Annotated in this window: 21 protein-coding genes; 11 read left to right on the top strand and 10 right to left on the bottom strand. The window is 70.7% G+C overall.

Annotated elements, in window-relative coordinates:
* Positions 1 to 121: 121 nt before the first annotated feature.
* Positions 122 to 1,072 carry a LysR family transcriptional regulator gene (locus ABZ434_RS09095; protein WP_359133317.1) on the bottom strand — a complete coding sequence of 317 codons (951 nt, stop codon included), beginning with the start codon at positions 1,070 to 1,072 and terminating at the stop codon, positions 122 to 124.
* 276 nt (positions 1,073 to 1,348) lie between these two features.
* Here ABZ434_RS09095 and snpA point away from each other — a divergent pair, with 276 nt between their 5' ends.
* On the top strand, positions 1,349 to 2,008 hold the full coding sequence (gene snpA / locus ABZ434_RS09090; RefSeq protein WP_359133690.1) for a snapalysin: 660 nt from the start codon (positions 1,349 to 1,351) through the stop codon (positions 2,006 to 2,008).
* Positions 2,009 to 2,093: 85 nt separating this feature from the next.
* Here snpA and ABZ434_RS09085 read toward each other — a convergent pair whose 3' ends face one another.
* From ABZ434_RS09085 to ABZ434_RS09065, 5 genes are all read right to left on the bottom strand, one after another.
* Positions 2,094 to 2,453: a GntR family transcriptional regulator gene (locus ABZ434_RS09085; RefSeq protein ID WP_359133313.1), complete on the bottom strand. Its 360-nt coding sequence runs from the start codon at positions 2,451 to 2,453 to the stop codon at positions 2,094 to 2,096.
* Between the two features lie 2 nt (positions 2,454 to 2,455).
* Positions 2,456 to 3,454, bottom strand: coding sequence for a DUF1648 domain-containing protein (locus ABZ434_RS09080; RefSeq protein WP_359133312.1), 999 nt, complete (start codon positions 3,452 to 3,454; stop codon positions 2,456 to 2,458).
* A 195-nt stretch (positions 3,455 to 3,649) separates the two neighbouring features.
* Positions 3,650 to 4,318 carry a DUF6304 family protein gene (locus tag ABZ434_RS09075; protein WP_359133310.1) on the bottom strand — a complete coding sequence of 223 codons (669 nt, stop codon included), beginning with the start codon at positions 4,316 to 4,318 and terminating at the stop codon, positions 3,650 to 3,652.
* 136 nt (positions 4,319 to 4,454) lie between these two features.
* On the bottom strand, positions 4,455 to 5,501 hold the full coding sequence (locus tag ABZ434_RS09070; RefSeq protein WP_359133308.1) for a family 2 encapsulin nanocompartment cargo protein polyprenyl transferase: 1,047 nt from the start codon (positions 5,499 to 5,501) through the stop codon (positions 4,455 to 4,457).
* Positions 5,502 to 5,642: 141 nt separating this feature from the next.
* Positions 5,643 to 7,049: a family 2B encapsulin nanocompartment shell protein gene (locus ABZ434_RS09065; RefSeq protein ID WP_359133306.1), complete on the bottom strand. Its 1,407-nt coding sequence runs from the start codon at positions 7,047 to 7,049 to the stop codon at positions 5,643 to 5,645.
* Between the two features lie 178 nt (positions 7,050 to 7,227).
* On the opposite strand from ABZ434_RS09065, the gene ABZ434_RS09060 reads away from it, so the two are divergent.
* The 4 genes from ABZ434_RS09060 (at position 7,228) to ABZ434_RS09045 (ending at position 10,718) form a co-directional block, all read left to right on the top strand.
* Positions 7,228 to 7,677 carry an Rrf2 family transcriptional regulator gene (locus ABZ434_RS09060; RefSeq protein WP_359133304.1) on the top strand — a complete coding sequence of 150 codons (450 nt, stop codon included), beginning with the start codon at positions 7,228 to 7,230 and terminating at the stop codon, positions 7,675 to 7,677.
* A 92-nt stretch (positions 7,678 to 7,769) separates the two neighbouring features.
* On the top strand, positions 7,770 to 8,966 hold the full coding sequence (locus ABZ434_RS09055; RefSeq protein ID WP_359133302.1) for a globin domain-containing protein: 1,197 nt from the start codon (positions 7,770 to 7,772) through the stop codon (positions 8,964 to 8,966).
* Between the two features lie 149 nt (positions 8,967 to 9,115).
* Positions 9,116 to 9,706 (top strand): N-acetylmuramoyl-L-alanine amidase, encoded by a 591-nt coding sequence (locus tag ABZ434_RS09050; RefSeq protein ID WP_359133301.1) that lies wholly within the window; start codon positions 9,116 to 9,118, stop codon positions 9,704 to 9,706.
* Between the two features lie 40 nt (positions 9,707 to 9,746).
* Positions 9,747 to 10,718 carry a pyridoxal-phosphate dependent enzyme gene (locus tag ABZ434_RS09045; protein ID WP_359133299.1) on the top strand — a complete coding sequence of 324 codons (972 nt, stop codon included), beginning with the start codon at positions 9,747 to 9,749 and terminating at the stop codon, positions 10,716 to 10,718.
* On the opposite strand, the gene ABZ434_RS09040 is transcribed toward ABZ434_RS09045, so the two are convergent.
* Positions 10,694 to 12,295 (bottom strand): Na+/H+ antiporter, encoded by a 1,602-nt coding sequence (locus ABZ434_RS09040; protein ID WP_359133297.1) that lies wholly within the window; start codon positions 12,293 to 12,295, stop codon positions 10,694 to 10,696. The genes ABZ434_RS09045 and ABZ434_RS09040 overlap by 25 nt on opposite strands.
* 35 nt (positions 12,296 to 12,330) lie before the next feature.
* Between ABZ434_RS09040 and ABZ434_RS09035 the strand changes: the two genes are divergently transcribed.
* The 3 genes from ABZ434_RS09035 (at position 12,331) to ABZ434_RS09025 (ending at position 14,213) form a co-directional block, all read left to right on the top strand.
* Complete coding sequence (locus ABZ434_RS09035; RefSeq protein ID WP_148020658.1) at positions 12,331 to 12,591, top strand: UBP-type zinc finger domain-containing protein; 261 nt, start codon at positions 12,331 to 12,333, stop codon at positions 12,589 to 12,591.
* Between the two features lie 231 nt (positions 12,592 to 12,822).
* Complete coding sequence (locus tag ABZ434_RS09030; protein WP_067163834.1) at positions 12,823 to 13,236, top strand: anti-sigma regulatory factor; 414 nt, start codon at positions 12,823 to 12,825, stop codon at positions 13,234 to 13,236.
* A 23-nt stretch (positions 13,237 to 13,259) separates the two neighbouring features.
* Entirely contained in the window at positions 13,260 to 14,213 is a 954-nt protein-coding gene (locus ABZ434_RS09025; protein WP_359133688.1) for an RNA polymerase sigma factor SigF, read from the top strand.
* A 65-nt stretch (positions 14,214 to 14,278) separates the two neighbouring features.
* On the opposite strand, the gene ABZ434_RS09020 is transcribed toward ABZ434_RS09025, so the two are convergent.
* On the bottom strand, positions 14,279 to 14,671 hold the full coding sequence (locus ABZ434_RS09020) for a hypothetical protein (RefSeq protein ID WP_359133686.1): 393 nt from the start codon (positions 14,669 to 14,671) through the stop codon (positions 14,279 to 14,281).
* Between the two features lie 244 nt (positions 14,672 to 14,915).
* On the opposite strand from ABZ434_RS09020, the gene ABZ434_RS09015 reads away from it, so the two are divergent.
* Positions 14,916 to 15,884 (top strand): diacylglycerol kinase family protein, encoded by a 969-nt coding sequence (locus ABZ434_RS09015; protein ID WP_359133295.1) that lies wholly within the window; start codon positions 14,916 to 14,918, stop codon positions 15,882 to 15,884.
* A gap of 319 nt (positions 15,885 to 16,203) precedes the next feature.
* Positions 16,204 to 16,461: a WhiB family transcriptional regulator gene (locus tag ABZ434_RS09010; RefSeq protein WP_003953983.1), complete on the top strand. Its 258-nt coding sequence runs from the start codon at positions 16,204 to 16,206 to the stop codon at positions 16,459 to 16,461.
* 180 nt (positions 16,462 to 16,641) lie between these two features.
* Here ABZ434_RS09010 and ABZ434_RS09005 read toward each other — a convergent pair whose 3' ends face one another.
* Together ABZ434_RS09005 and ABZ434_RS09000 are read right to left on the bottom strand one after the other, a co-directional pair.
* Positions 16,642 to 18,108, bottom strand: a complete 1,467-nt coding sequence (locus ABZ434_RS09005) for a histidine kinase N-terminal domain-containing protein (protein WP_359133684.1) — start codon at positions 18,106 to 18,108, stop codon at positions 16,642 to 16,644.
* A gap of 355 nt (positions 18,109 to 18,463) precedes the next feature.
* Complete coding sequence (locus tag ABZ434_RS09000; protein WP_359133293.1) at positions 18,464 to 19,534, bottom strand: SIS domain-containing protein; 1,071 nt, start codon at positions 19,532 to 19,534, stop codon at positions 18,464 to 18,466.
* A 218-nt stretch (positions 19,535 to 19,752) separates the two neighbouring features.
* On the opposite strand from ABZ434_RS09000, the gene nagB reads away from it, so the two are divergent.
* Positions 19,753 to 20,538: a glucosamine-6-phosphate deaminase gene (gene nagB, locus ABZ434_RS08995; RefSeq protein WP_359133291.1), complete on the top strand. Its 786-nt coding sequence runs from the start codon at positions 19,753 to 19,755 to the stop codon at positions 20,536 to 20,538.
* The last annotated feature ends 100 nt before the right edge of the window (positions 20,539 to 20,638 follow it).

The raw sequence follows: 20,638 nt of genomic DNA, 5'->3' as shown, positions 1-20,638 counted from the left end.
CGCGCCCCGGTCCGGGACGGTCCACGCTCTCGGCGGAATCGCTTTCGGCTGAATGACCCCGGACCGGCGCGGTGCACCGGGGTCCCGCCCGGGCCCTGGAACGGGACCGCTCACGGACCGCTCAGGAGAGGGCGAGCGGGCTGCGATGGCGCAGCAGCCACTGGTGGTAGCCGGCCGCCCGTTGGGCCGCCTCCCGGTAGGCGGCCTCCAGTTCCCCGTACACCACCGTCATGTCGGCGCCCGGCCGGGAGACCAGCAGCAGCCGGACAGCGAGCGGATCGTCGCGCAGCGGGCGGATCGCCATGTCGTCGCGCGGGCCGGAGGTGGGCTGGCACGGCGCCACCGCCTCGCCGAGGACGACGAGCGATGCGGCGGTGAGGTAGTCGCCGTGCAGCACGGTCGGCGCGACGCCGGCGGCGCCGAACACCCGGCGCAGGCCGTCCCATTCACCGTCCACCGTGGGGTCGACCATCCAGCGGTCGGCGGCGAGGTCGGCCAGGTCGACGACGGGCAGTGCGGCCGCCGGATGGTCGCGCGCCATGGAGATGAACTGCGGTTCGCGGTCCAGCAGGACACGCTGCTCCAGACCCTCGGGAACGGACAGCGGGCAGCCCTCCACCTCGTGCACGAAGGCGACGTCGAGCCGGCCGGCCCCGACCGCGCGCAGCAGCGCGCGGGCTGACACGTCGACCCGCAGGGAGATGTCCGTGCCGGGCAGGTGGATCCTCAGTCTGCGCAGCCAGCCGCCGATGACCCGGCTGGCGGTGCAGCCGATCCGCAGCCGCGGCCCGCCGCCCCTGGCGGCGTCCGCCTCCGCCTTCGCGTCGGTGACCAGCGCGCTCATGCCCTCGAGGAGGGGCCGGGCCCGGCCGATGACCGCCCGGCCGAGCAGGGTGGGGCGGCAGCCGGTGCGTTCACGGCTGAAGAGTTCGGCGCCCAGCGTGTTCTCGATCCTGCGCAACTGGGTGGTGAGCGAGGGCTGGCTGACGCCCAGCCTGCGGGCCGCCCGGTGCAGGCTGCCCGTGTCGGCGATGGCGCACAGCGCCCTGAGGTGCCTCACCTCAAGCTCCATGCTGCCGAGGGTAGGGCGGCGGAGTCGCACCGCACCAGATGTCGGAACCCCATCAAATGGCGCTAATTCAGCGGCTGTTGGTGTGATCGACATCGAGTGTGTGTCCGTGTGGCCCTGGCGGGCGATAGGGCGGTGCTATCGCCGGTTGGCATCATCCGCGCGGCGCCGCGTTACCCGACACTCGCTGCGTACCGCCCCCGTCCGTGTCCGCTGACCGGACGGGTCCCCAGGCAGGTAATCGGTAGGAGACCCCCCATGAGACACCCCAGGACCGTCATGTCGGCCGTGATCGGCCTCGGCTTCGGACTCGCCGCCGCGCTGGGCACCGCCCCCGCGATCGCCTCCGCCGCCCCGGCGCCCGCCGCTCCCCCCACGTCCGCCTCCGCCGGCCACGCGGCGTACAGCTCCCACTCCGGATCGCACGAGAGCGCCGCCGCCAACAAGGCGTTCTTCGAGGCGGTGGCGAAGTCGGTGGCCGAGAAGCGGGCCGCGCAGCCGGGCGTCCAGGCCGTCACCATCGTCTACAGCGCCGCCAACGCGCCGAGCTTCCGTTCCCAGATAGCCAGCAGCGCGCAGATCTGGAACAGCTCCGTCTCCAACGTCCGGCTTCAGGAGGGCTCCAACGCCGATTTCTCGTACTACGAGGGCAACGACCCGAGCGGCTCCTACGCGAGCACGGACGGTCACGGCAACGGGTACATCTTCCTCGACTACGCACAGAACCGGCAGTACAACTCCACCCGCGTGACGGCCCACGAGACCGGGCACGTCCTCGGCCTGCCGGACCACTACTCGGGCCCGTGCAGCGAGCTGATGTCGGGCGGGGGCCCCGGTACGTCCTGCACGAATCCCTATCCGAACTCCCGTGAGCGCAGCCAGGTGAACTACCTCTGGCAGAACGGCTTCGCGGCCACGCTCGCCCGCAGCGGTTCCTGACCACCCAGCGGCTCCCGACCGCGCCGCCAAGGGCCACCTCGCAGGACGGGGTGGCCCTTCGCCGGCCGCGGATGCCCAGCGACTGTCATCCGGCGTCGAGTTCGCCGCGGACCAGGGCCAGCACTTCGTCTTCCGTCATCCCCAGCTCACGTGCCTCGCCGACCATCTCGCGCACCCGCTCCAGCAGCCTGGCACGATGCGGGGAGGCGCCGTCGGCGACGACCGCGCCGCGGCCGCGCCGCAGTTCGATCAGCCCTTCCTCGCGCAGCCGCTGATAGCCGCGCAGGGCTGTGTGCACATTCACGCCGAGCGATTCGGCGAGCACCCGGGCGGCGGGAAGGCGTTCGCCGGGAACCACCGCCCCGTCGGCGACCGCGCGGCGCACACAGGCCGCGATCTGGTCACCGAGCGGCACGGTGGAGGTGGGGTCGACCCTGAAGAGCATGGTCAGTGTTCCGTTCGGCGCTGGTCGATCAGGGTGTTGAGGAGCGCGGCAGCCGTCACCGAGTCGTCGACCGTCACCGCGAAGTCCCGGCCGTCCGCCAACCGTGCCACGATCCCCTCACCGGAACGAATCATGATGCCGGTGCGCCCCGGCCGGATCCGGTACCCCCACCCCCCGTACTCGGCGAGCGGGCTGATGTCCCGGCTGGCCGCCGTCTCGATCCGGTCGAGCGGAACCCGGACGCGCGGCCACGGCAGCATCCCGGAAACGGTGATGCCACGCCGGTCCACCGCCACGTACGGACGGGCGAAGCTCACCAGGAGCGCTCCGACCACCAGGGCCGGTACTGCGGCGATCCAGCCCACGGTGAACAGCAGCGCGATCCCTCCCACGCAGGTCAGGGCCGCCACCGGCAGCAGCCACCGGTTCCCGGCGCTGCGCGCCCACCCCGCGACCTCCCCGGCAGACAGCGCGATCCGCTCCCCGCCCGCCGACGGTCTGCCCGCCGACAGTCCGTCCACCGGTGGCTCCTGCGGTACGGGAAGAAGCGCGGCGAGCAGCAGTCCCAGCCCGAAGGCGAGCACGGCGACCCCCGCCGCGGCAGCCAGGTGCCACATCGGGAACGAGACTCCCTGGGCGCGGCCCTGCGCGTCCTCGGCGGCGTCCACGTTGACGAGCAGGACCACCGCCATCAGGTAGCCCAGGAAGCCGGCGGCGGCATAGCCGCAGGCGATCGCCCGCTGGTACGCCCGGCCGTGGAACGCTCCCCCGGTGGCCATCAGGGCCCACAGCGCGCCTACGCCGACGAGCAGCGCCGTGGTGACGACGACGTACGCGGTCCGGCCCGCGAAATCGTCCGCGCGGCCGTCGCCCACGAAGTGGCTGGCCAGTTGAGCGGGCAGGCGGTCGCGACGCGTGGCGAAAAGGATCAGGTCGACGGCGAGGGCAAGCAGGAACGGCAGAGCGGCGAGAGCCGCGCGACCGGCGTTCTTAGGGTTCATCAAAACCTCCATTGTTTGCATGCTAGTAGAACAATGGAGCTGCGGCAACGTGGCGGTACGGCGGTACGGCGGTACGGCGGTACGGCGGTACGGCGGTACGGCGGTACGGCGCAACGACGAACCGGCCGGACGGCGTTGGGCCGTCAGGCCGGTTGAGGGGGAATCGAGGTGGACCGGGGGGCGGCCCGATGTGTGTCAGGCGGTTTCGAGCGGAAACGCGCCGCGGTGGCCGGTGCCCGCGCCCGCCTCCGGACGGAGCTCGAACTCGCCGCAGCTCCAGACCTCCTGGACGAATCCGCTGCGCCGGTCCCACAGACCGAGCAGGTCATCCTCGTCGGCCGCCCCGCGGTACGCCTCCTTGGCGCCCCGGAAGCAGGCGAGACCGCCGGAGAGCCCCCGGCCGGGCGCCGGGAAGTAGTCCGAGAAGGCGCACGCGATGCACGTCCGGAGGTGGATCCCGGGCGGGAGGGAGCGCTGAATGGTGGCGAGCGCGGCCCCGAAGTCGCTCTCGGCCCGGTGGGACCGGAAGGCCGCACCGCCGTACCGCAGCTCCAGATAGAGATACGGGTCCGGTCGACGCAGCGACAACAGGCAGCTCAGGGTGGCCTGATGGACCGCACCGTCCGCGGTGACCGGGAACGGCAGGTCCCATTCCAGGACGCAGTCGTTGAGCAACCCGTCGGCGAGGGGGAACATCCCGCTCTCCGGCGGCACGCCCGCCACCGGGCGCAGGTTGTCGAAGCTCTCGCCCTCGAAATCGACACCCCTGACGCGAAGGCGGAGTTGCTGTCCGTCGGTGGTGAGGATGACGGCATCGGAGCCCTGTCGGTCCCGGTACCACCCTGCCCACGACTCATCTGTCATGGGCAGGGACTGTAGCCCGTGGCTCGGACACTCCCCGTGCCGCCCTCCACTTCGACGCCCGACCGCTGTGACCTCGGCCGATCCCCTCCCTCCCCTTGCGTTCAGTTCACTCCGGTGCCGAGTCGTTCGGAGCCGTTCAGTGAGTTCTGCGGGTGACGAACTCCGCGAGGGCCAGGAGATCGCCCGCTGCCGACAGATCGGGTACGGCCCGGGACAGGTGGTGCACCGCTCGTGCCATCCGGTCCGCGGCGCAGACCTGGGCCCAGTCGCGGCCGCCCGCCCGGTCCACGGCGTCGGATGCGCGGCTCACCTCACGTGGCGTGTTCATGGGGCCCCGGTAGAGCGCGGCGAGCTCCGCCGCCGCCGGGGTGCCCGAGGTCAGGGCGGCGACCACGGGCAGCGACTTCTTGTGCGCGGAGAGGTCGGCGCCCACCGGCTTCCCCGTCCGTTCGGGGTCGCCCCAGATTCCGATCAGGTCGTCGATGAGCTGGAAGGCGAGTCCGGCCTCCCGGCCGAAACCGTCCATCGCACCGACGGCACGCTCGTCCACGCCCGCATAGAGCGCGCCCAGCGCACAGGCGCAGCCGAGCAGCGCCCCGGTCTTCGCCGTGGCCATGGCGAGGCACTCGTCCAACGAGACCTCGTCCGGCCCGCGTTCCTCGAAGGCGCAGTCCGCCTGCTGACCCGCGCACAACTCGATGACACAGGTGGACAGCCGGGCCGAGGCGCGGGCGGACACCGCGCGCGCGTCCTCGGCGAGGAGTCGTTGAGCGAGGGCGAGCATGGCGTCTCCCGCGATGACGGCGTCGGGGATGCCGAAGACCGTCCAGGCCGTGGCCCGGTGACGACGGGTGCGGTCCTCGTCGATGACGTCGTCGTGCAGCAGGGTGAAGTTGTGGGCCAGCTCCACGGCGACGGCCGCCCGCACGGCCTCCCTCGGGTCACCGCCCAGCGCACGGGTGGCGGCCAGGACGAGCGCGGGTCTGATCGCCTTGCCGGCACCGCCCGCGGCGGGGCTGCCGTCGGCGTGCTCCCAGCCGAAGTGGTACATCGCGACGCGCCGGATCGATCCTGGCAGGGAGGCGACCGCGGCCCGCAGATGCGGGTCGACGAGCGTCCGGGTGTACTCCAGGAGCGCCGCGGCCTCGTTGCCCTCGGTGGCGGCGGCGTCGGTATGGGTCATGGTCAATCGGTCACCCCGGTCGTTGCCGTCCACGGCCCCCGATGGCTGCCGCCCCAGGGGCCGGGGACGTGGGTGGTTGCTGTGGGTGCGCCGGCTGCGGCCGACGGGGTCCCGGACTGTCGGGTCCGGGACCCCGTGGACTCACCGCCAGCGGCTGACCTCGACGTTCTCCAGGACACCGAGGGCATCCGGGACCAGCACGGCCGCGGAGTAGTAGGCCGTCACGAGGTAGGAGATGATCGCCTGCTCGTCGATCCCCATGAAACGGACCGACAGGCTGGGCTCGATCTCGTCCGGGATGCCCGTCTGCTGGAGGCCGATGACGCCTTGTTCGGCCTCGCCGGTCCTCATGCAGATGATCGACGTGGTGCGGGCGTCCGTCACCGGGATCTTGTTCGACGGGAAGATCGGAACCCCGCGCCAGGCCGGCACGTGGTGCCCGCCGATGTCCACGCTCTCCGGCACCAGACCGCGCTTGTTGCACTCGCGGCCGAAGGCGGCGATGGCACGGGGGTGGGCGAGGAAAAGCTTCGATCCGCGGCGGCGCGACAGCAGTTCGTCCATGTCGTCGGGGCTGGGTGCGCCGTCATGGGGCTGGATCCGCTGCCCGTAGTCGCAGTTGTTGAGGAGGCCGAACTCCCGGTTGTTGATCAGCTCGTGTTCCTGGCGCTCGCGCAGCGCCTCGACCGTGAGCCGCAACTGCTGCTCGGTCTGGTTCATCGGCTGGTTGTAGAGGTCGGCGACCCTGCTGTGCACCTTCAGGACGGTCTGAGCGACGCTCAGTTCGTACTCGCGGGGCGCGGCGTCGTAGTCCACGAACGTGTGCGGGACGACGGCCTCGCCGCTGTGGCCCGCGGAGAGGTCGATCTCCGCCTCGCCGTACTTGTTCGTGCGCTGGTGCGGGATGGCGAGCAGCCCGGCGAGGTGGGTGCGCAGCGAGTCGGCGCGCTCGGCGAGGTTGAGCACATCGGCCCGCCTCAGTGTCAGGACGGTGCACGCCGTGACAGCGCGGGCCGTGTACTCCCAGAGGGCGTCGCCCTCGATCAGGGAGTGGTCCCCGAAGTAGGCCCCGTCCGCATGGACGCCGAGCACCGTCTCGTCCCCGTAGGGGCCGGTGCCGACCTTCTCGACCTTTCCGTGCGCCAGCAGGAAGACCCGGTCCGCCGCTTCGCCCGCCGTGGCCAGGAGCTGCCCGGCGGGAATGTCCCGCTGCTCGCACCGCCTGGCCAGTTCGGCGAGCACCTCTTCGTCCCCGAAGTCCCTCAGGGCCGGGAGCTCACCGAGCTCGGCGGGGATGACCGAGACCCGGTCCCCGGTCTGCACGAAGGTCACCCGGCCGTCCCCGACCGAGTAGCTCAGCCGGCGGTTGACCCGGTATGTGCCGCCCTGCACCTGGACCCACGGCAGCATCTTCAGCAGCCACCGTGAGGTGATCTCCTGCATCTGCGGAGCGGACTTGGTGGTCGTCGCGAGGTTCCGCGCGGCTGCCGTGCCGAGACTCTGCTGCGGCGGCACCTGCGCGTTCTGAACCTCTTCACCAACGGACATCTGGAGTCCTCTCGATTCATCAGCTGACCTGCGAGAAGAACCTTTCAGCATGTTGACTCGGCACGCCATTACACAAAAGAGTGTGACTAATCGGGCTTTGGGCTGGGCACAACGCTGCGCGATCCCGGGCGCCCGGTTAATTTGCATACGGAATGCAAATTCACCTACCGTGACCGCCATGCGGCTGACGAGATTCACGGACGTGGCACTGCGCGTGCTGATGCGTCTCGCCGTCGTGGAGAACGAGGACCCGCCGACCACCCGGGAGGTGGCGGCCACCATGCAGGTGCCGTACTCCCACGCCGCGAAGGTCGTCGCCCGCCTCCAGCACCTCGGCCTGGTCGAGGCCCGGCGGGGCCGCGGCGGGGGACTCGCCCTCACCCCGGCCGGTCGCACCGCATCCATCGGCGGGCTCGTCCGCGAGCTGGAGGGCCCGGGCGACGTCGTCGAGTGCGAGGGCGCCACTCCGTGCCCCCTGCGGTCGGACTGTCGGCTGCGCAACGCCCTGCGTGCGGCCTCGGAGGCCTTCTACGCCTCGCTCGACCCGCTCACCGTCGCCGAACTGGTCTCCTCGCCGACCGGTCCGCTGCTGATCGGCATCAGCAGCGGACCACCGACGGACGGCTGAACCACCCCCCGCCACACCGGGCCGACGGCCCGGTTCCTACACTGCTTTTAAATACGCATCTGAGATGCCAATTCTGATCCGAGGAGTCAACGATGCTCTCCGAGCCGTCGACCGCCACCGTCCGCGCCACCCTTCCCGCCGTCGGCGCGGCCATCGGGGACATCGCCGATCTCTTCTACCGGAAGCTGTTCGACGCCCACCCCGAGCTGCTCCGCGACCTGTTCAACCGCGGCAACCAGGCCTCCGGCGCCCAGCGTCAGGCACTCGCCGGCTCCATCGCCGCGTTCGCGACGCAGTTGGTCGAGCACCCCGGCACCCGCCCCGACGTGATGCTCGACCGCATCGCCCACAAGCACGCCTCGCTCGGCGTCACGGCCGCCCAGTACGACGTCGTGCACACCCACCTGTTCGCGGCCATCACCGAAGTGCTCGGCGACGCCGTGACCCCGGAGGTGGCAGCGGCCTGGGACGAGGTCTACTGGCTGATGGCCAACGCCCTGATCGCCATCGAGGAGCGGCTGTACGCACAGCAGGGCGTCGTCGCAGGCGACGTCTGGCGCGACTGGGAGGTGGTCTCGCGCACCGAGGAGACCGCGGACGTCGCCACCTTCCAGCTCCGCCCGGCCGACGGCGCCCCCGCTCCCGCCTTCCGCCCCGGCCAGTACGTCTCGGTGCAGGTCGAACTTCCTGACGGCGCCCGCCAGATACGCCAGTACAGCCTCTCCTGCGCCCCCGGCTCGGCGCTCCGCTCGTTCACCGTCAAGCGGGTGCACGGCGCCGGCGGCCCCGACGGTGAGGTCTCGCGGCATCTGCACGCCCAGGTCCGCGCCGGCGACCGGCTCCGGGTCTCCGCCCCGTACGGCGACCTCGTACTGAAGTCCACCGACGCCCCGCTCCTGCTCGCCTCGGCAGGCATCGGCTGCACCCCGATCCTGTCGATGCTGGAGCACCTCGCGGACACCGGGCACCGCGCCCCGGTGACCGTGGTGCACGGCGACCGCTCCCCCGCCGACCACGCCCTGCGCGCCGACCATGCCCTGTACACCGCCAAACTCCCCGACGCCGCGGCGCACTTCTGGTACGAGAACCCCGCGCAGGGTCACCCGGCGGACCGCATCGGCCTGGTCGACCTGACCGGAGTGGTGATCCCGTCCGGCACCCACGCCTACCTCTGCGGCCCGCTGCCCTTCATGCGGGCCGTGCGCACCCAGCTGCTCGCCAAGGGTGTCCCGGCGGCCGACATCCACTACGAGGTGTTCGGCCCCGACCTGTGGCTCGCCCAGGGCTGAACCGCGCCCGGTGCTCGTGGAACTGACCGGATCGGCTCGCACACCGTCCGAACAGGGCCACGGAATCTCCCCGTAACTGGTCCGGGACGCCGTCCGTCGGGTACAAGCCCTGTACGGACACACTCCCCCCACGCACGAAGGAGTCGGTCATGTCCTCACCCATGTCCGCGAGTACCTTTCTCGCCGCGCTGAAGGACGAAGGGCTCACCGTCGTCCAGGTCGGCGACTGGCGCACCCACAACCGCAACCACAAAGGCCCCTGGGGACCGGTCAACGGCGTGATGATCCATCACACCGTCACCAGGGGCACCGCCGCGACCGTCCGGATCTGCCGCGACGGTTACGCGAGCCTGCCGGGGCCGCTGTGCCACGGGGTCATCGCCAAGGACGGCCGGGTCCACCTGGTCGGCTACGGACGGGCCAACCACGCCGGGTTCGGCGACGACGACGTCCTGCGTGCCGTCATCGCCGAGAAGGGCCTGCCGTCGGACAACGAGGCCAACACCGACGGGAACCGGCACTTCTACGGCTTCGAGTGCGAGAACCTCGGCAACGGCGAGGACCCCTGGCCCGCCGTCCAGCTCGAAGCCATCGAGAAGGCCGCGGCCGCGGTCTGCCGCCACCACAACTGGACCTCCCGGTCGGTCATCGGCCACCGCGAGTGGCAGCCCGGCAAGGTCGACCCGCGCGGCTTCTCGATGACCTCCATGCGGGCGCGGATCCACGACCGCCTCAAGTAGCCGGAAGCCGCTGCGGCCGGGCCCCGGCCACAATGGGGGCATGCACTCCACGCCCTCCGACACGCCTGGTCCTGTCCGCGACTGTGGACAGGACCTGGGCCTCTCCGGGCTGCGGCCGGTGCTCCCGTCGCCCCTGGAGCCGGCCGAGGACGAACGCTTCACGCGTCACGGCGTGACGCTGCTCCTCAAGCGCGACGACCTGATCCATGCGGACCTGCCGGGCAACAAGTGGCGCAAACTCGCCCCGAACCTCCGCGCGGCGGCCGGCCGGCCCGTACTGACCTTCGGGGGTGCGTACTCCAACCACTTGCGGGCCACGGCCGCCGCGGGCCGGCTGCTGGGATTCCGCACCATCGGCGTCGTCCGCGGCGACGAACTCGCGCACCGCCCGCTCAACCCCTCGCTCGCCCGGTGCGCGGCCGACGGCATGCAGTTGCACTTCGTGGACCGCCGCACCTACCGGGACAAGGCCGATCCGCAGGTCCTGGAGGGCCTGCTGAGCGCCCACGGCGCGTGCGAGGTCATCCCGGAGGGCGGGAGCAACGCCCTGGCCGCACAGGGCTGCACAGAGCTCGGCCGCGAGCTGCGCGGAGCCGCCGATGTGGCGGCCGTGGCCTGCGGTACCGGCGGCACCCTCGCGGGGCTCGCCGCGGGCCTGGGACCGGAACAGCGCGCCCTCGGCATCCCGGTCCTGCGCGGCGGCTTCCTGGGGGACGCCGTACGGGGCCTCCAACGGGAGGCGTTCGGCGGACCGGTCGGCACATGGTCCCTCGACGACCGCTTCCACTTCGGCGGGTACGCCCGCACCACGCCCGCACTGCACGCGTTCGCCCACGACTTCGAGGACCGCCACGGGCTGCCGGTCGAGCGACTGTATGTGGCCAAACTCCTCTACGCGCTCACCGTGCTGGCCGAGGAGGGTGCGTTCCCCGCCGGGACCGCCGTCGCGGCCGTCGTCACGGGACGTCCGGACGCGCCCCTCGAGGATCAGTCGTCCGACTCCTCCCGATAGGCCGCTGCCTCCTCGAGGTCGAGGCGCCGGAGCAGGGTCCGCATCATCTCGTCGTCGATGCTGCGCTCGTCCCGCAGCCGTACGAAGACCTCCCGCTCGGCCTCGATCATCTCGCCGGCCAGACGCCGGTAGGTGTCGTCGGCCGACTCCCCCGTCACCGGGTTGGCCGCCCCGAGCCGTTCCCAGACGGCGTTGCGGCGGCGCTCCAGGACGGTGCGCAGGCGGTCGGTGAGCGGCTGGGGCAGGCAGTTGCGCCGATCCGTGAGCAACTCCTCCAGGCGCGCCTCGGCGGCCGTGGACGCCGCGCTCTGGGCCTGCGCCTCGGCGAGCGTCTCGGCCTGCCGGTCCCGGCCCGGGAGCTTCAGGACCTTCACCATGACCGGCAGCGTGAGCCCTTGGACGACCAGCGTGCCGATGACCGTGGTGAAGGTCAGGAACAGCACCAGGTTGCGTGCCGGGAACGCGTCCCCGTCACTCGTGACCAGCGGGATGGAGAAGGCGATGGCGAGCGAGACGACTCCGCGCATCCCGGCCCAGCCGACGATCAGCGGCGAGGTCCAGTTGGTCTCGGGCTCGCGTTCCCGGATGCGTTTCGAGAGCAGGCGCGGCACATAGGTCGCCGGATAGACCCAGATGAACCGGACCACCACGACCGCCAGGAACACCGCCACCGCGTACCAGAGCGCCTCGGTGACGGCGTACGTACCGAGTCCCTTCAGTACGAAGGGCAACTGGAGGCCGATCAGGGCGAAGACGGCGGACTCCAGGATGAACGCGACCATCTTCCAGACCGCGGCCTCCTGGAGCCTGGTGGCGAAGTCGACCTGCCAGGAGCGGTGTCCCAGGTAGAGCGCGACGACGACCACGGCGAGCACCCCGGAGGCGTGCACGCGTTCGGCGGCGGCGTACGCCACGAACGGGATCAGGAGCGACAGCGTGTTCTGGAGCAGGGGCTCCCTGAGGTGCGTACGGAGCCAGTGCAGCGGGACCATGAGCACCAGACCGACGCCGACACCGCCGACCGAGGCCAGCAGGAACTCGCCGATCCCGCCGCCCCAGCTCATGCCCTCGCCCACGGCCGCGGCGAGCGCCACCTTGTAGGCGGTGATCGCGGTGGCGTCGTTCACCAGGGACTCGCCCTGCAGAATCGTCGTGACCCGCGCGGGCAGACCGACCCGGCGGGCGATGGCCGCGGCGGTGACGGCGTCCGGCGGGGCGATGACGGCACCCAGCACCAGCGCCGCCGTGAGCGGCAGGTCGGGCACCAGCCGGTATGCCAGCCAGCCCACGGCGACGGTGGCGAACAGCACGTAGCCGACGGACAGCAGGGCGACGGGACGGATATTGGCCCGAAGGTCCAGGTACGAACTGTCCACGGCCGCCGTGTAGAGCAACGGTGGGAGCAGGAGCGGCAGCACGATGTGCGCGTCCAGCGTGTACGTCGGCACCCCCGGCACGTACGAGCCGATCAGCCCGAGGGCCACCAGCAGCAGGGGGGCCGGCACCGGCGTCCGGCGGGCCAGACCGGCCGTCGCCGCACTGGCCGCTACCAGTGCCACCAGTGGCAATGCGTCCATCTCACGGTCCTCGCATCCGTCGTAACCTGGCCATCATGAGCGAGTGCCCACACGTACCGGACCTGCCGCGCCCTGAGCCCGCAGCCCTCTCCGAGACCTGTCTCGAATGCCGCGCGGCGGGTACCCACCCCGTACAACTGCGACTCTGCCTGATCTGCGGCCATGTCGGCTGCTGCGATTCGTCGCCCAGGCAGCACGCCACGGGGCACTTCAAGGAGACCGGCCATCCGGTGATGCGGAGCTTCGAGGCGGGCGAGAGCTGGCGCTGGTGCTTCGAGGACGGTTCGATCGTCTGACGTCTGGGTACGTCAAACCGGCGCCTGTTGTTCGTAATTGACCGCCGCAGACCTCTAGCCACTGTGCGTGCTCATGGGCTTACCATGAGTGACAGTCATGGGATGGGGTCTCGGCGACACGGCATCATGGATCGCGATAGCGTCGCCGGACCAAGAACCGAAGACGTACCGCATGGCTCCGGGCGACCCTTCCCGGATCCTCGAAGAGTTTGTGCCACCTTGGAGGTGAGGGTGTCCCAGATCGCAGGCGAGCCCGGGAATCAGGACTTCGTAGAGGTCCGGCTGCCCGCTGCGGGTGCCTACCTGTCGGTGCTGCGTACGGCCACGGCCGGTCTCGCAGCGCGTTTGGACTTCACTCTCGACGAGATCGAGGATCTTCGCATCGCGGTCGACGAGGCCTGCGCGATCCTGCTCCAGCAGGCCGTGCCGGGTTCCGTCCTCAGCTGCGTGTTCCGCCTCGTCGACGATTCTCTCGAGGTGACGGTCTCGGCCCCGACGACGGACGGCCGGGCACCGGAGCGCGACACGTTCGCCTGGACGGTGCTCTCCGCACTGGCCGGGAAGGTCGACTCCTCGGTCGCCGATGACCGTACGGTCAGCATCAGCCTGTACAAACAGCGCGGCGCGGGACCCGGGCCGGCGTGAGCAACGGGAACGGGGACGGTCCTGTGCGGGACGAGACGATCCGACCAGGGGTGGTGCGCGCAGCAGGCATCCCGGAACAGCAGGCCCTGCCTCATCCGGTGGACGAGGCGGACCTGCCCCGTGCGGTGGACGGGGCGGAGAGGCCCGCCGGCATTACGGTCGCGGTGGAGCAGTCGCAGGCGGAGCGGGCAGGCCAGATGAGCGAGCACGGACACCACGATCCACACGACCGCAGCGGGGCGCGGGCGTTGTTCATCGAGCTGGGCAAGCTCCCGGACGGGTCGCCCGAGAAGGCGGAGCTGCGCAACCGGCTGGTGAGGATGCACCTGCCGCTGGTGGAACACCTGGCCCGGCGGTTCCGCAACCGCGGCGAGCCGCTGGACGATCTGACGCAGGTCGCCACGATCGGCCTGATCAAATCGGTCGACCGGTTCGACCCGGATCGCGGGGTCGAGTTCTCGACCTACGCGACGCCCACGGTCGTCGGCGAGATCAAGCGGCACTTCCGCGACAAGGGCTGGGCGGTGCGCGTGCCGCGCCGGCTCCAGGAACTGCGGCTCTCGCTGACCACGGCGACCGCGGAGCTCTCCCAGCAGCACGGCCGCTCGCCCACGGTGCACGAACTGGCGGAGCGGCTCGGCATCTCCGAGGAAGAGGTCCTGGAGGGCCTGGAATCGGCCAACGCGTACAGCACGCTCTCGCTGGACGTGCCGGACACGGACGACGAGTCACCCGCGGTCGCGGACACGCTCGGCTCCGAGGACGAGGCGCTTGAGGGTGTCGAGTACCGGGAGTCACTCAAACCGCTGCTGGAGGATCTGCCGCCGCGAGAGAAGCGGATTCTGCTACTCCGGTTCTTCGGCAACATGACCCAGTCGCAGATCGCCCAGGAGGTCGGCATCTCACAGATGCACGTCTCCCGGCTGCTGGCCCGCACGCTGGCCCAGCTGCGCGAGCGGCTGCTCGTCGAGGAGTAGGCGAGCACAGGGGCGGCCGGACGGCGTCCGGCCGGCCCAGGGGCTGCCGGATCGCCGCGCCGCCCTCAGGCGTCGGCGCTGTCCGTGTCGGGCGTCGCGCCGGGCCTGCGGATGTCGAGCGCCTCGACGGTCGCGGGCCTGGCCAGCTGGAAGAGCGCCGTCAGCGCCACGGCGGCGAGCACGATCCCGGCCGGGATCAGGATCCCGTGGGACCGCAGCAGGGTCCAGGCCACCGGCAGCGCGATGATCTGCGTGATGAGCGCCGGCCCACGGCTCCAGCTGCGCCGCCGGCTCAGTCCGCGGGCGGCGCAGAGCGGGATCAGCCCCAGCGCGATCACCGTCAGTCCGCCCATTTCGGCCTGCTGCGGACTGTCGGGACGGCCGAGCAGGCCCATCACCACCATGTAGACACCGCCGATGACGAGGGCCGCGCCTTCGAGGGCGTTGAGTCCGGCCACGAGCGTGAGCCTGGCCGCCTTCGGCGGATCGGCCGAGGGCGTCGACGGGGGCACGTTCTGCTGAGTACTCACTCCTGCAGGTTGGCATCCCGGGCGCACGAAAGCGAAGCCGGGGTCGGAACACCACCGGCCCCCCTCGAAAATCCATGCATGGATCGGCACCCGGCCCCCGGGTGGTCACTCAGCGTGAAGGCATCCGGTCAGGACTTCAGGCCGATACCTCGCGGTAGGTAGGCTGGCGGACATGCGCGCACTTCTTGTGGTCAATCCAGCTGCTACCACCACCAGCGCGCGGACCCGTGACGTGTTGATCCATGCACTGGCCAGCGAGATGAAGCTGGAGGCCGTGTCCACGGAGTACCGCGGACACGCCCGTGACCTGGGAAGACGGGCCGCGGACAGCGACGACATAGACCTCGTGGTCGCGCTCGGCGGTGACGGCACGGTCAACGAGGTCGTGAACGGCCTGCTCCACAACGGCCCCGACATCGACAACCTGCCGAAGCTCGCCGTGGTTCCCGGCGGCTCGACCAATGTCTTCGCGCGCGCTCTCGGCCTGCCGAACGACGCGGTGGAGGCGACCGGCGCCATCCTGGACGCGCTGGCCAACCGCACCGAGCGGACAGTGGGCCTGGGCCTGGCGGCCGGAACCCCCGGCACGGAGGACGAATCGGTCCCGGAGCGCTGGTTCACCTTCTGCGCCGGCCTCGGATTCGATGCCGGAGTGATCGGCCGCGTCGAACAACAGCGTGAGCGCGGCAAGCGTTCGACCCATGCGCTGTACGTGCGCCAGGTGATGCGCCAGTTCCTGGAGGAGCCGCACCGGCGGCAGGGGCTGATCACGCTGGAGGTGCCCGGCCAGGAGCCGGTCACCGACCTCGCGCTCTCCATAATCTGCAACACGGCCCCCTGGACCTACCTGGGCAACCGGCCGATGTACGCCTCCCCGAAGGCCTCGTTCGACACCGCCCTGGACGTCCTCGGCCTGCAGCGTCTGTCCACGGCGGCGGTCGCCAGGTACGCCACCCAGCTGCTCACTTCGAGTCCGGAAAAGGGCCCGCGCGGCAAGCACGCGGTTTCACTGCATGACCTCACGGACTTCACCTTGCATTCAAAGGCTCCACTGCCCTTCCAGATGGACGGTGACCACCTGGGGCTGCGTACAAGTGTGACGTTCACAGGCGTACGCCGTGCACTGCGTGTGATTGTGTGAGTGGAAGGGACCAAAGTCCTTTAACTCGAACGTTTGGACTGGCTTCCACCCTCTAGAAGTACGGCTGTGACCTAGCCGACACCGAGGAATCAAAAAAAACTTTCCAGAAGGGGTTGTATCCGTCGCCGAGGTTTGCGAATCTCTACATGGCGATCGGGACGGCCCGCAACAACGGCCTCCACTGAAAGCCAGAACCCCTCCTCACTGCACAGGACCACAACCAGTTCGTCTGGGCGTCGGCCCGACACTTGTGGGGGGATTCGTGAAAGCGTTCACATTCACAAGCCACAGTACGTAATACCAAGGAGAGGTAGCAGCCATGGACTGGCGTCACAACGCCGTTTGTCGTGAGGAAGACCCGGAGCTGTTCTTCCCCATCGGCAACACCGGTCCTGCGCTGCTGCAGATCGAGGAAGCCAAGGCCGTCTGCCGTCGCTGCCCCGTCATGGAGCAGTGCCTGCAGTGGGCGCTCGAGTCCGGCCAGGACTCCGGCGTCTGGGGTGGCCTCAGCGAGGACGAGCGCCGCGCAATGAAGCGCCGCGCCGCTCGCAACCGGGCGCGCAACGCCAGCGCCTGACCGACGCCACCGCTACGAGCCTCAGCCAGGCGGCGCGTACAGAGCGTACGCATCACCCCGCCCCCCGAGTCGCAGCGCGCAGTACCCCCGAAGCGCATGCTTGACCAGAGAGCCCGGACCGTTCACCCACGGTCCGGGCTCTCTGCTGTCCGCCGGCCGGAACGGCGACGGACAGCCCGTCTACTTGTCGGCGCGGACCGGGATGTCGAGAACGACCTGGGTGCCGCGTTCAGGTGCCGGCACCATGCCGAACTGGCCGCCCAGCTCGCCCTCCACCAGCGTCCGTACGATCTGGAGTCCCAGATTTCCCGCCCGCTGCGGGTCGAATCCCTCGGGCAGACCGCAGCCGTTGTCCTGCACGGTGATCAGCAACCGTGCCTCGGTGGGCGAACCACCGCGCACCGCGGAGACCTCGACCGTGCCGGACTCGGCCACGCCGAACGCGTGCTCCAGGGCGTTCTGCAGTACCTCGGTGAGGACCATCGCCAGCGGCGTGGCCACTTCGGCGTCGAGGATGCCGAAGCGTCCGGTTCGGCGGCAGGTGACCTTGCCCGGGGAGATCTCGGCGACCATGGCGATGACCCGGTCGGCGATCTCGTCGAACTCCACCCGCTCGTCCAGATTCTGGGACAGCGTCTCATGGACGATGGCGATCGAACCGACGCGCCGGACCGCCTCGTTGAGCGCCTCGCGGCCCTGCGGGGAATCCATCCGGCGGGCCTGCAGGCGCAACAGGGCGGCCACCGTCTGGAGGTTGTTCTTCACCCGGTGGTGGATCTCCCGGATGGTGGCGTCCTTGGTGATCAACTCTCGCTCGCGGCGGCGCAGTTCGGTGACGTCGCGCAGCAGGACCAGGGAGCCGATGCGGACCCCCTTGGGCTTGAGGGGGATCGCCCGGAGCTGGATCACGCCGCCCGCGCACTCGACCTCGAACTCCCGGGGTGCGTAGCCGCTGGCCAGTTTGACCAGCGCCTCGTCCACCGGGCCGCGGGAGGGCGCGAGTTCGGCGGTGATCCCGCCGAGGTGCTGTCCGACCAGGTCGGAGGCGAGGCCCAGACGGTGGTAGGCGGAGAGGCCGTTGGGGCTGGCGTACTGGACGACGCCGTCGGCGTCGAGGCGGACCAGCCCGTCGCCTACCCGCGGCGAGGCGTCCATGTCGACCTGCTGGCCGGGGAACGGGAAGGAGCCGGCCGCGATCATCTGGGCCAGGTCGGAGGCGGACTGGAGGTAGGTGAGTTCCAGCCGGGACGGCGTGCGGACCGTGAGCAGGTTGGTGTTGCGTGCGATGACACCCAGCACGCGGCCCTCCCGGCGTACGGGGATCGACTCGACCCGTACGGGAACCTCCTCGCGCCACTCGGGATCGCCCTCGCGGACGATCCGGCCCTCGTCCAGCGCCGCGTCCAGCAGCGGGCGGCGGCCGCGCGGGACCAGATGGCCGACCATGTCGTCCTGGTAGGAGGTCGGGCCGGTGTTGGGCCTCATCTGGGCGACGGACACGTAGCGGGTACCGTCGCGCGTGGGGACCCAGAGGACGAGGTCGGCGAAGGACAGGTCGGAGAGCAGTTGCCACTCCGAGACCAGCAGATGGAGCCACTCGAGGTCGGTGTCACTCAGGGCGGTGTGCTGGCGGACGAGGTCGTTCATGGAGGGCACGTGTGCGAGCGTACCTGTGGATGCGGACAGGTTCCGAACCGGACGGCCCGCCCGTACGTGCAAGAGGAAGGGCCGGAAATCGTCGTCCCCGGCGGATGGACACCGCGAGTGGTCTAGTCCACAATGCTGTAGACAGAGCCTCCGCTCTCCCCGCACAGGAGAGCGGAACGAGGTACCCGCGCTCTCTGCCCTGACTGCGCGGTGCCTCTCCCCGGCCGGGGGCACCGCACACCGCCGGCCGAGCCGATCGCCCCGTATCGGGCGGTCCTACTCCGGGCTGCGGTGCTGGTCGGGCTGAGGGTCCCGGCCCGGCGCCGCGGCCCGCGGGTGTTTTCCGGGGCCGTTCTCACCGGGTTTCGGTGACCTTCGCGAGCGCGCGCGGCGCGTCCGGGTCCTGGCCGCGGGCGATCGTCACCTCGTAGGCCAGCATCTGCAGCGGCAGGATCTCCAGGATCGGCTGGACCTCCTCGGCGACCCCGGCCGTCGGCAGCACGAAGCCCGCGGAGGCCGCTTCCACCTGGGCCTTCGGGCCGACCACGAAGAGGTCCGCCCCACGCCCGCGCAGCCGGTCGAGCACCGGCTGGAGGGCTTCGCCGCCCCGGCCGTCGGTGACCACGGCGATCACCGGCGAGATGTTGTCGACCATGGCGAGCGGGCCGTGCAGCAGGTCGGCGCCGGAGTAGGACAGAGCGGGGATGTAGCTCGTCTCCATCAGCTTCAGGGCGGCTTCTTTGGCCGTGGGATAGCCGTAGCCGCGCGAGGTGATGACCATGCGCTCGGCAAAGCGGTAGCGGGACGCCAGGGCCTTGACCTCGTCCTTGCGGGCCAGGATCGCCTCGGCGAGCTCCGGCAGGATCGCGGCCGCGGCACCGTCACCGCCGCGCAGCCCCTCCACGAGGAGGTACAGGGACAGCAGGGAGGCGGTGTACGTCTTCGTGGCGGGCAGGGCCTTCTCCGGCCCCGCCAGGATGTCGATGTGGTACTCGGAGACCGCGGCGAGCGGCGAGTCCGGACTGTTGGTCACCGCCAGCGTGACGGCACCCGCCTCCCGGGCCGCCTTGGTCGACGCCACCAGGTCCGGCGATCCGCCGGACTGGCTCACGGTGATGACGAGCACGTCCTTCAGGTCCGGCTTCGCCCCGTACGCGGTGGTCGTGGACATCGAGGCCAGGCCGCAGGGCATGCCGAGCGTGATCTCCATCAGGTACTTCGCATACAGCGCCGCGTTGTCCGAGGTGCCGCGGGCGGTGAGCAGGACGAAGCGTGGCTTCCTGGCCGCGATCTCGGCGGCCACCGCCCGGATGGCCGGCGCGCCCCGGTCGAGGATGCGCCGCAGCATCTCGGGCTGTTCCGCCATCTCGCCGGACATGATCCGGCCGGGCTGCTCGCCCTCGTCGGCCGGGTACGTGACGGACATGTCTGGTGCCTCCCGGGGTGTCGCGGTGCGTCGGACAAGTCGACCACGGGGTACCGCGGGCCCGCCAGCGGACGGCCCGGGGCGCGGGCGCGCCCGCGCGTACCGAAACGTCTTGCGTACGGGCCCCCCGGAGCCGTGTCCGGGGGCGGGAGGTCTGCTAGATTAGGATCTAGATTGGTCTATACCACACGTCTTCCCTCCAGATCGGCAGGCCCCGCGTGGAAGTTGTCATCGTCCCGGACGCCAAGGCAGGCGGCGAACTGATCGCGGGGGCCATCGGCGCCCTGCTGAGCCGTAAGCCCGACGCCCTTCTCGGCGTTGCCACCGGATCGACCCCGCTGCCCATCTACCAGGCACTGGCCGAGAAGGTCCGCTCCGGTGCGGTGGACGCTTCGCGCGCCCGCATCTGCCAGCTCGACGAGTACGTGGGGCTGCCCGCGGGCCACCCGGAGTCGTACCGCTCCGTGGTGCTGCGCGAGGTCGTCGAGCCGCTCGGGCTCTCCGAGGCGTCGTTCATGGGCCCCGACGGCTCCGCAGAGGACGTCCAGGCCGCCTGCGAGGCGTACGACAGGGCGCTCGCCGAGGCCGGCGGGGTGGACCTCCAGTTGCTCGGCATCGGCACGGACGGGCACATCGGCTTCAACGAGCCGTGCTCCTCGCTCGCCTCGCGCACCCGGATCAAGACGCTGACCGAGCAGACGCGGGTCGACAACGCGCGCTTCTTCGACGACGACATCGAGCAGGTGCCGCACCACGTCATCACCCAGGGCATCGGGACGATCCTGGAGTCCCGCCACCCGATCCTGCTCGCGACGGGCGAGGGCAAGGCGGACGCCGTGGCGCAGACGATCGAGGGACCCGTCGCCGCGATCGTGCCCGCGTCGGCGCTGCAGCTGCACCCGCACGCGACGGTCGTGGTCGACGAGGCGGCGGCGTCCAAGCTGAAGCTCGCGGACTACTTCCGCGCCACGTATGCGGCGAAGCCGCTGTGGCAGGGTATCTGAGGGCTGTCCCACAGTTCTGCCGGTACGCGAGAGGGCCGGGACACCGTGTGGTGTCCCGGCCCGAAAGCCGAACGGCCGTCCCGCGGGGGCGCGAGCTGCG

Source organism: Streptomyces sp. NPDC005761 (assembly GCF_040630635.1).
Classification (GTDB): domain Bacteria; phylum Actinomycetota; class Actinomycetes; order Streptomycetales; family Streptomycetaceae; genus Streptomyces.
Note: the sequence above shows the minus strand (reverse complement) of the source record. Positions and strands in the feature narration are given on the sequence as shown.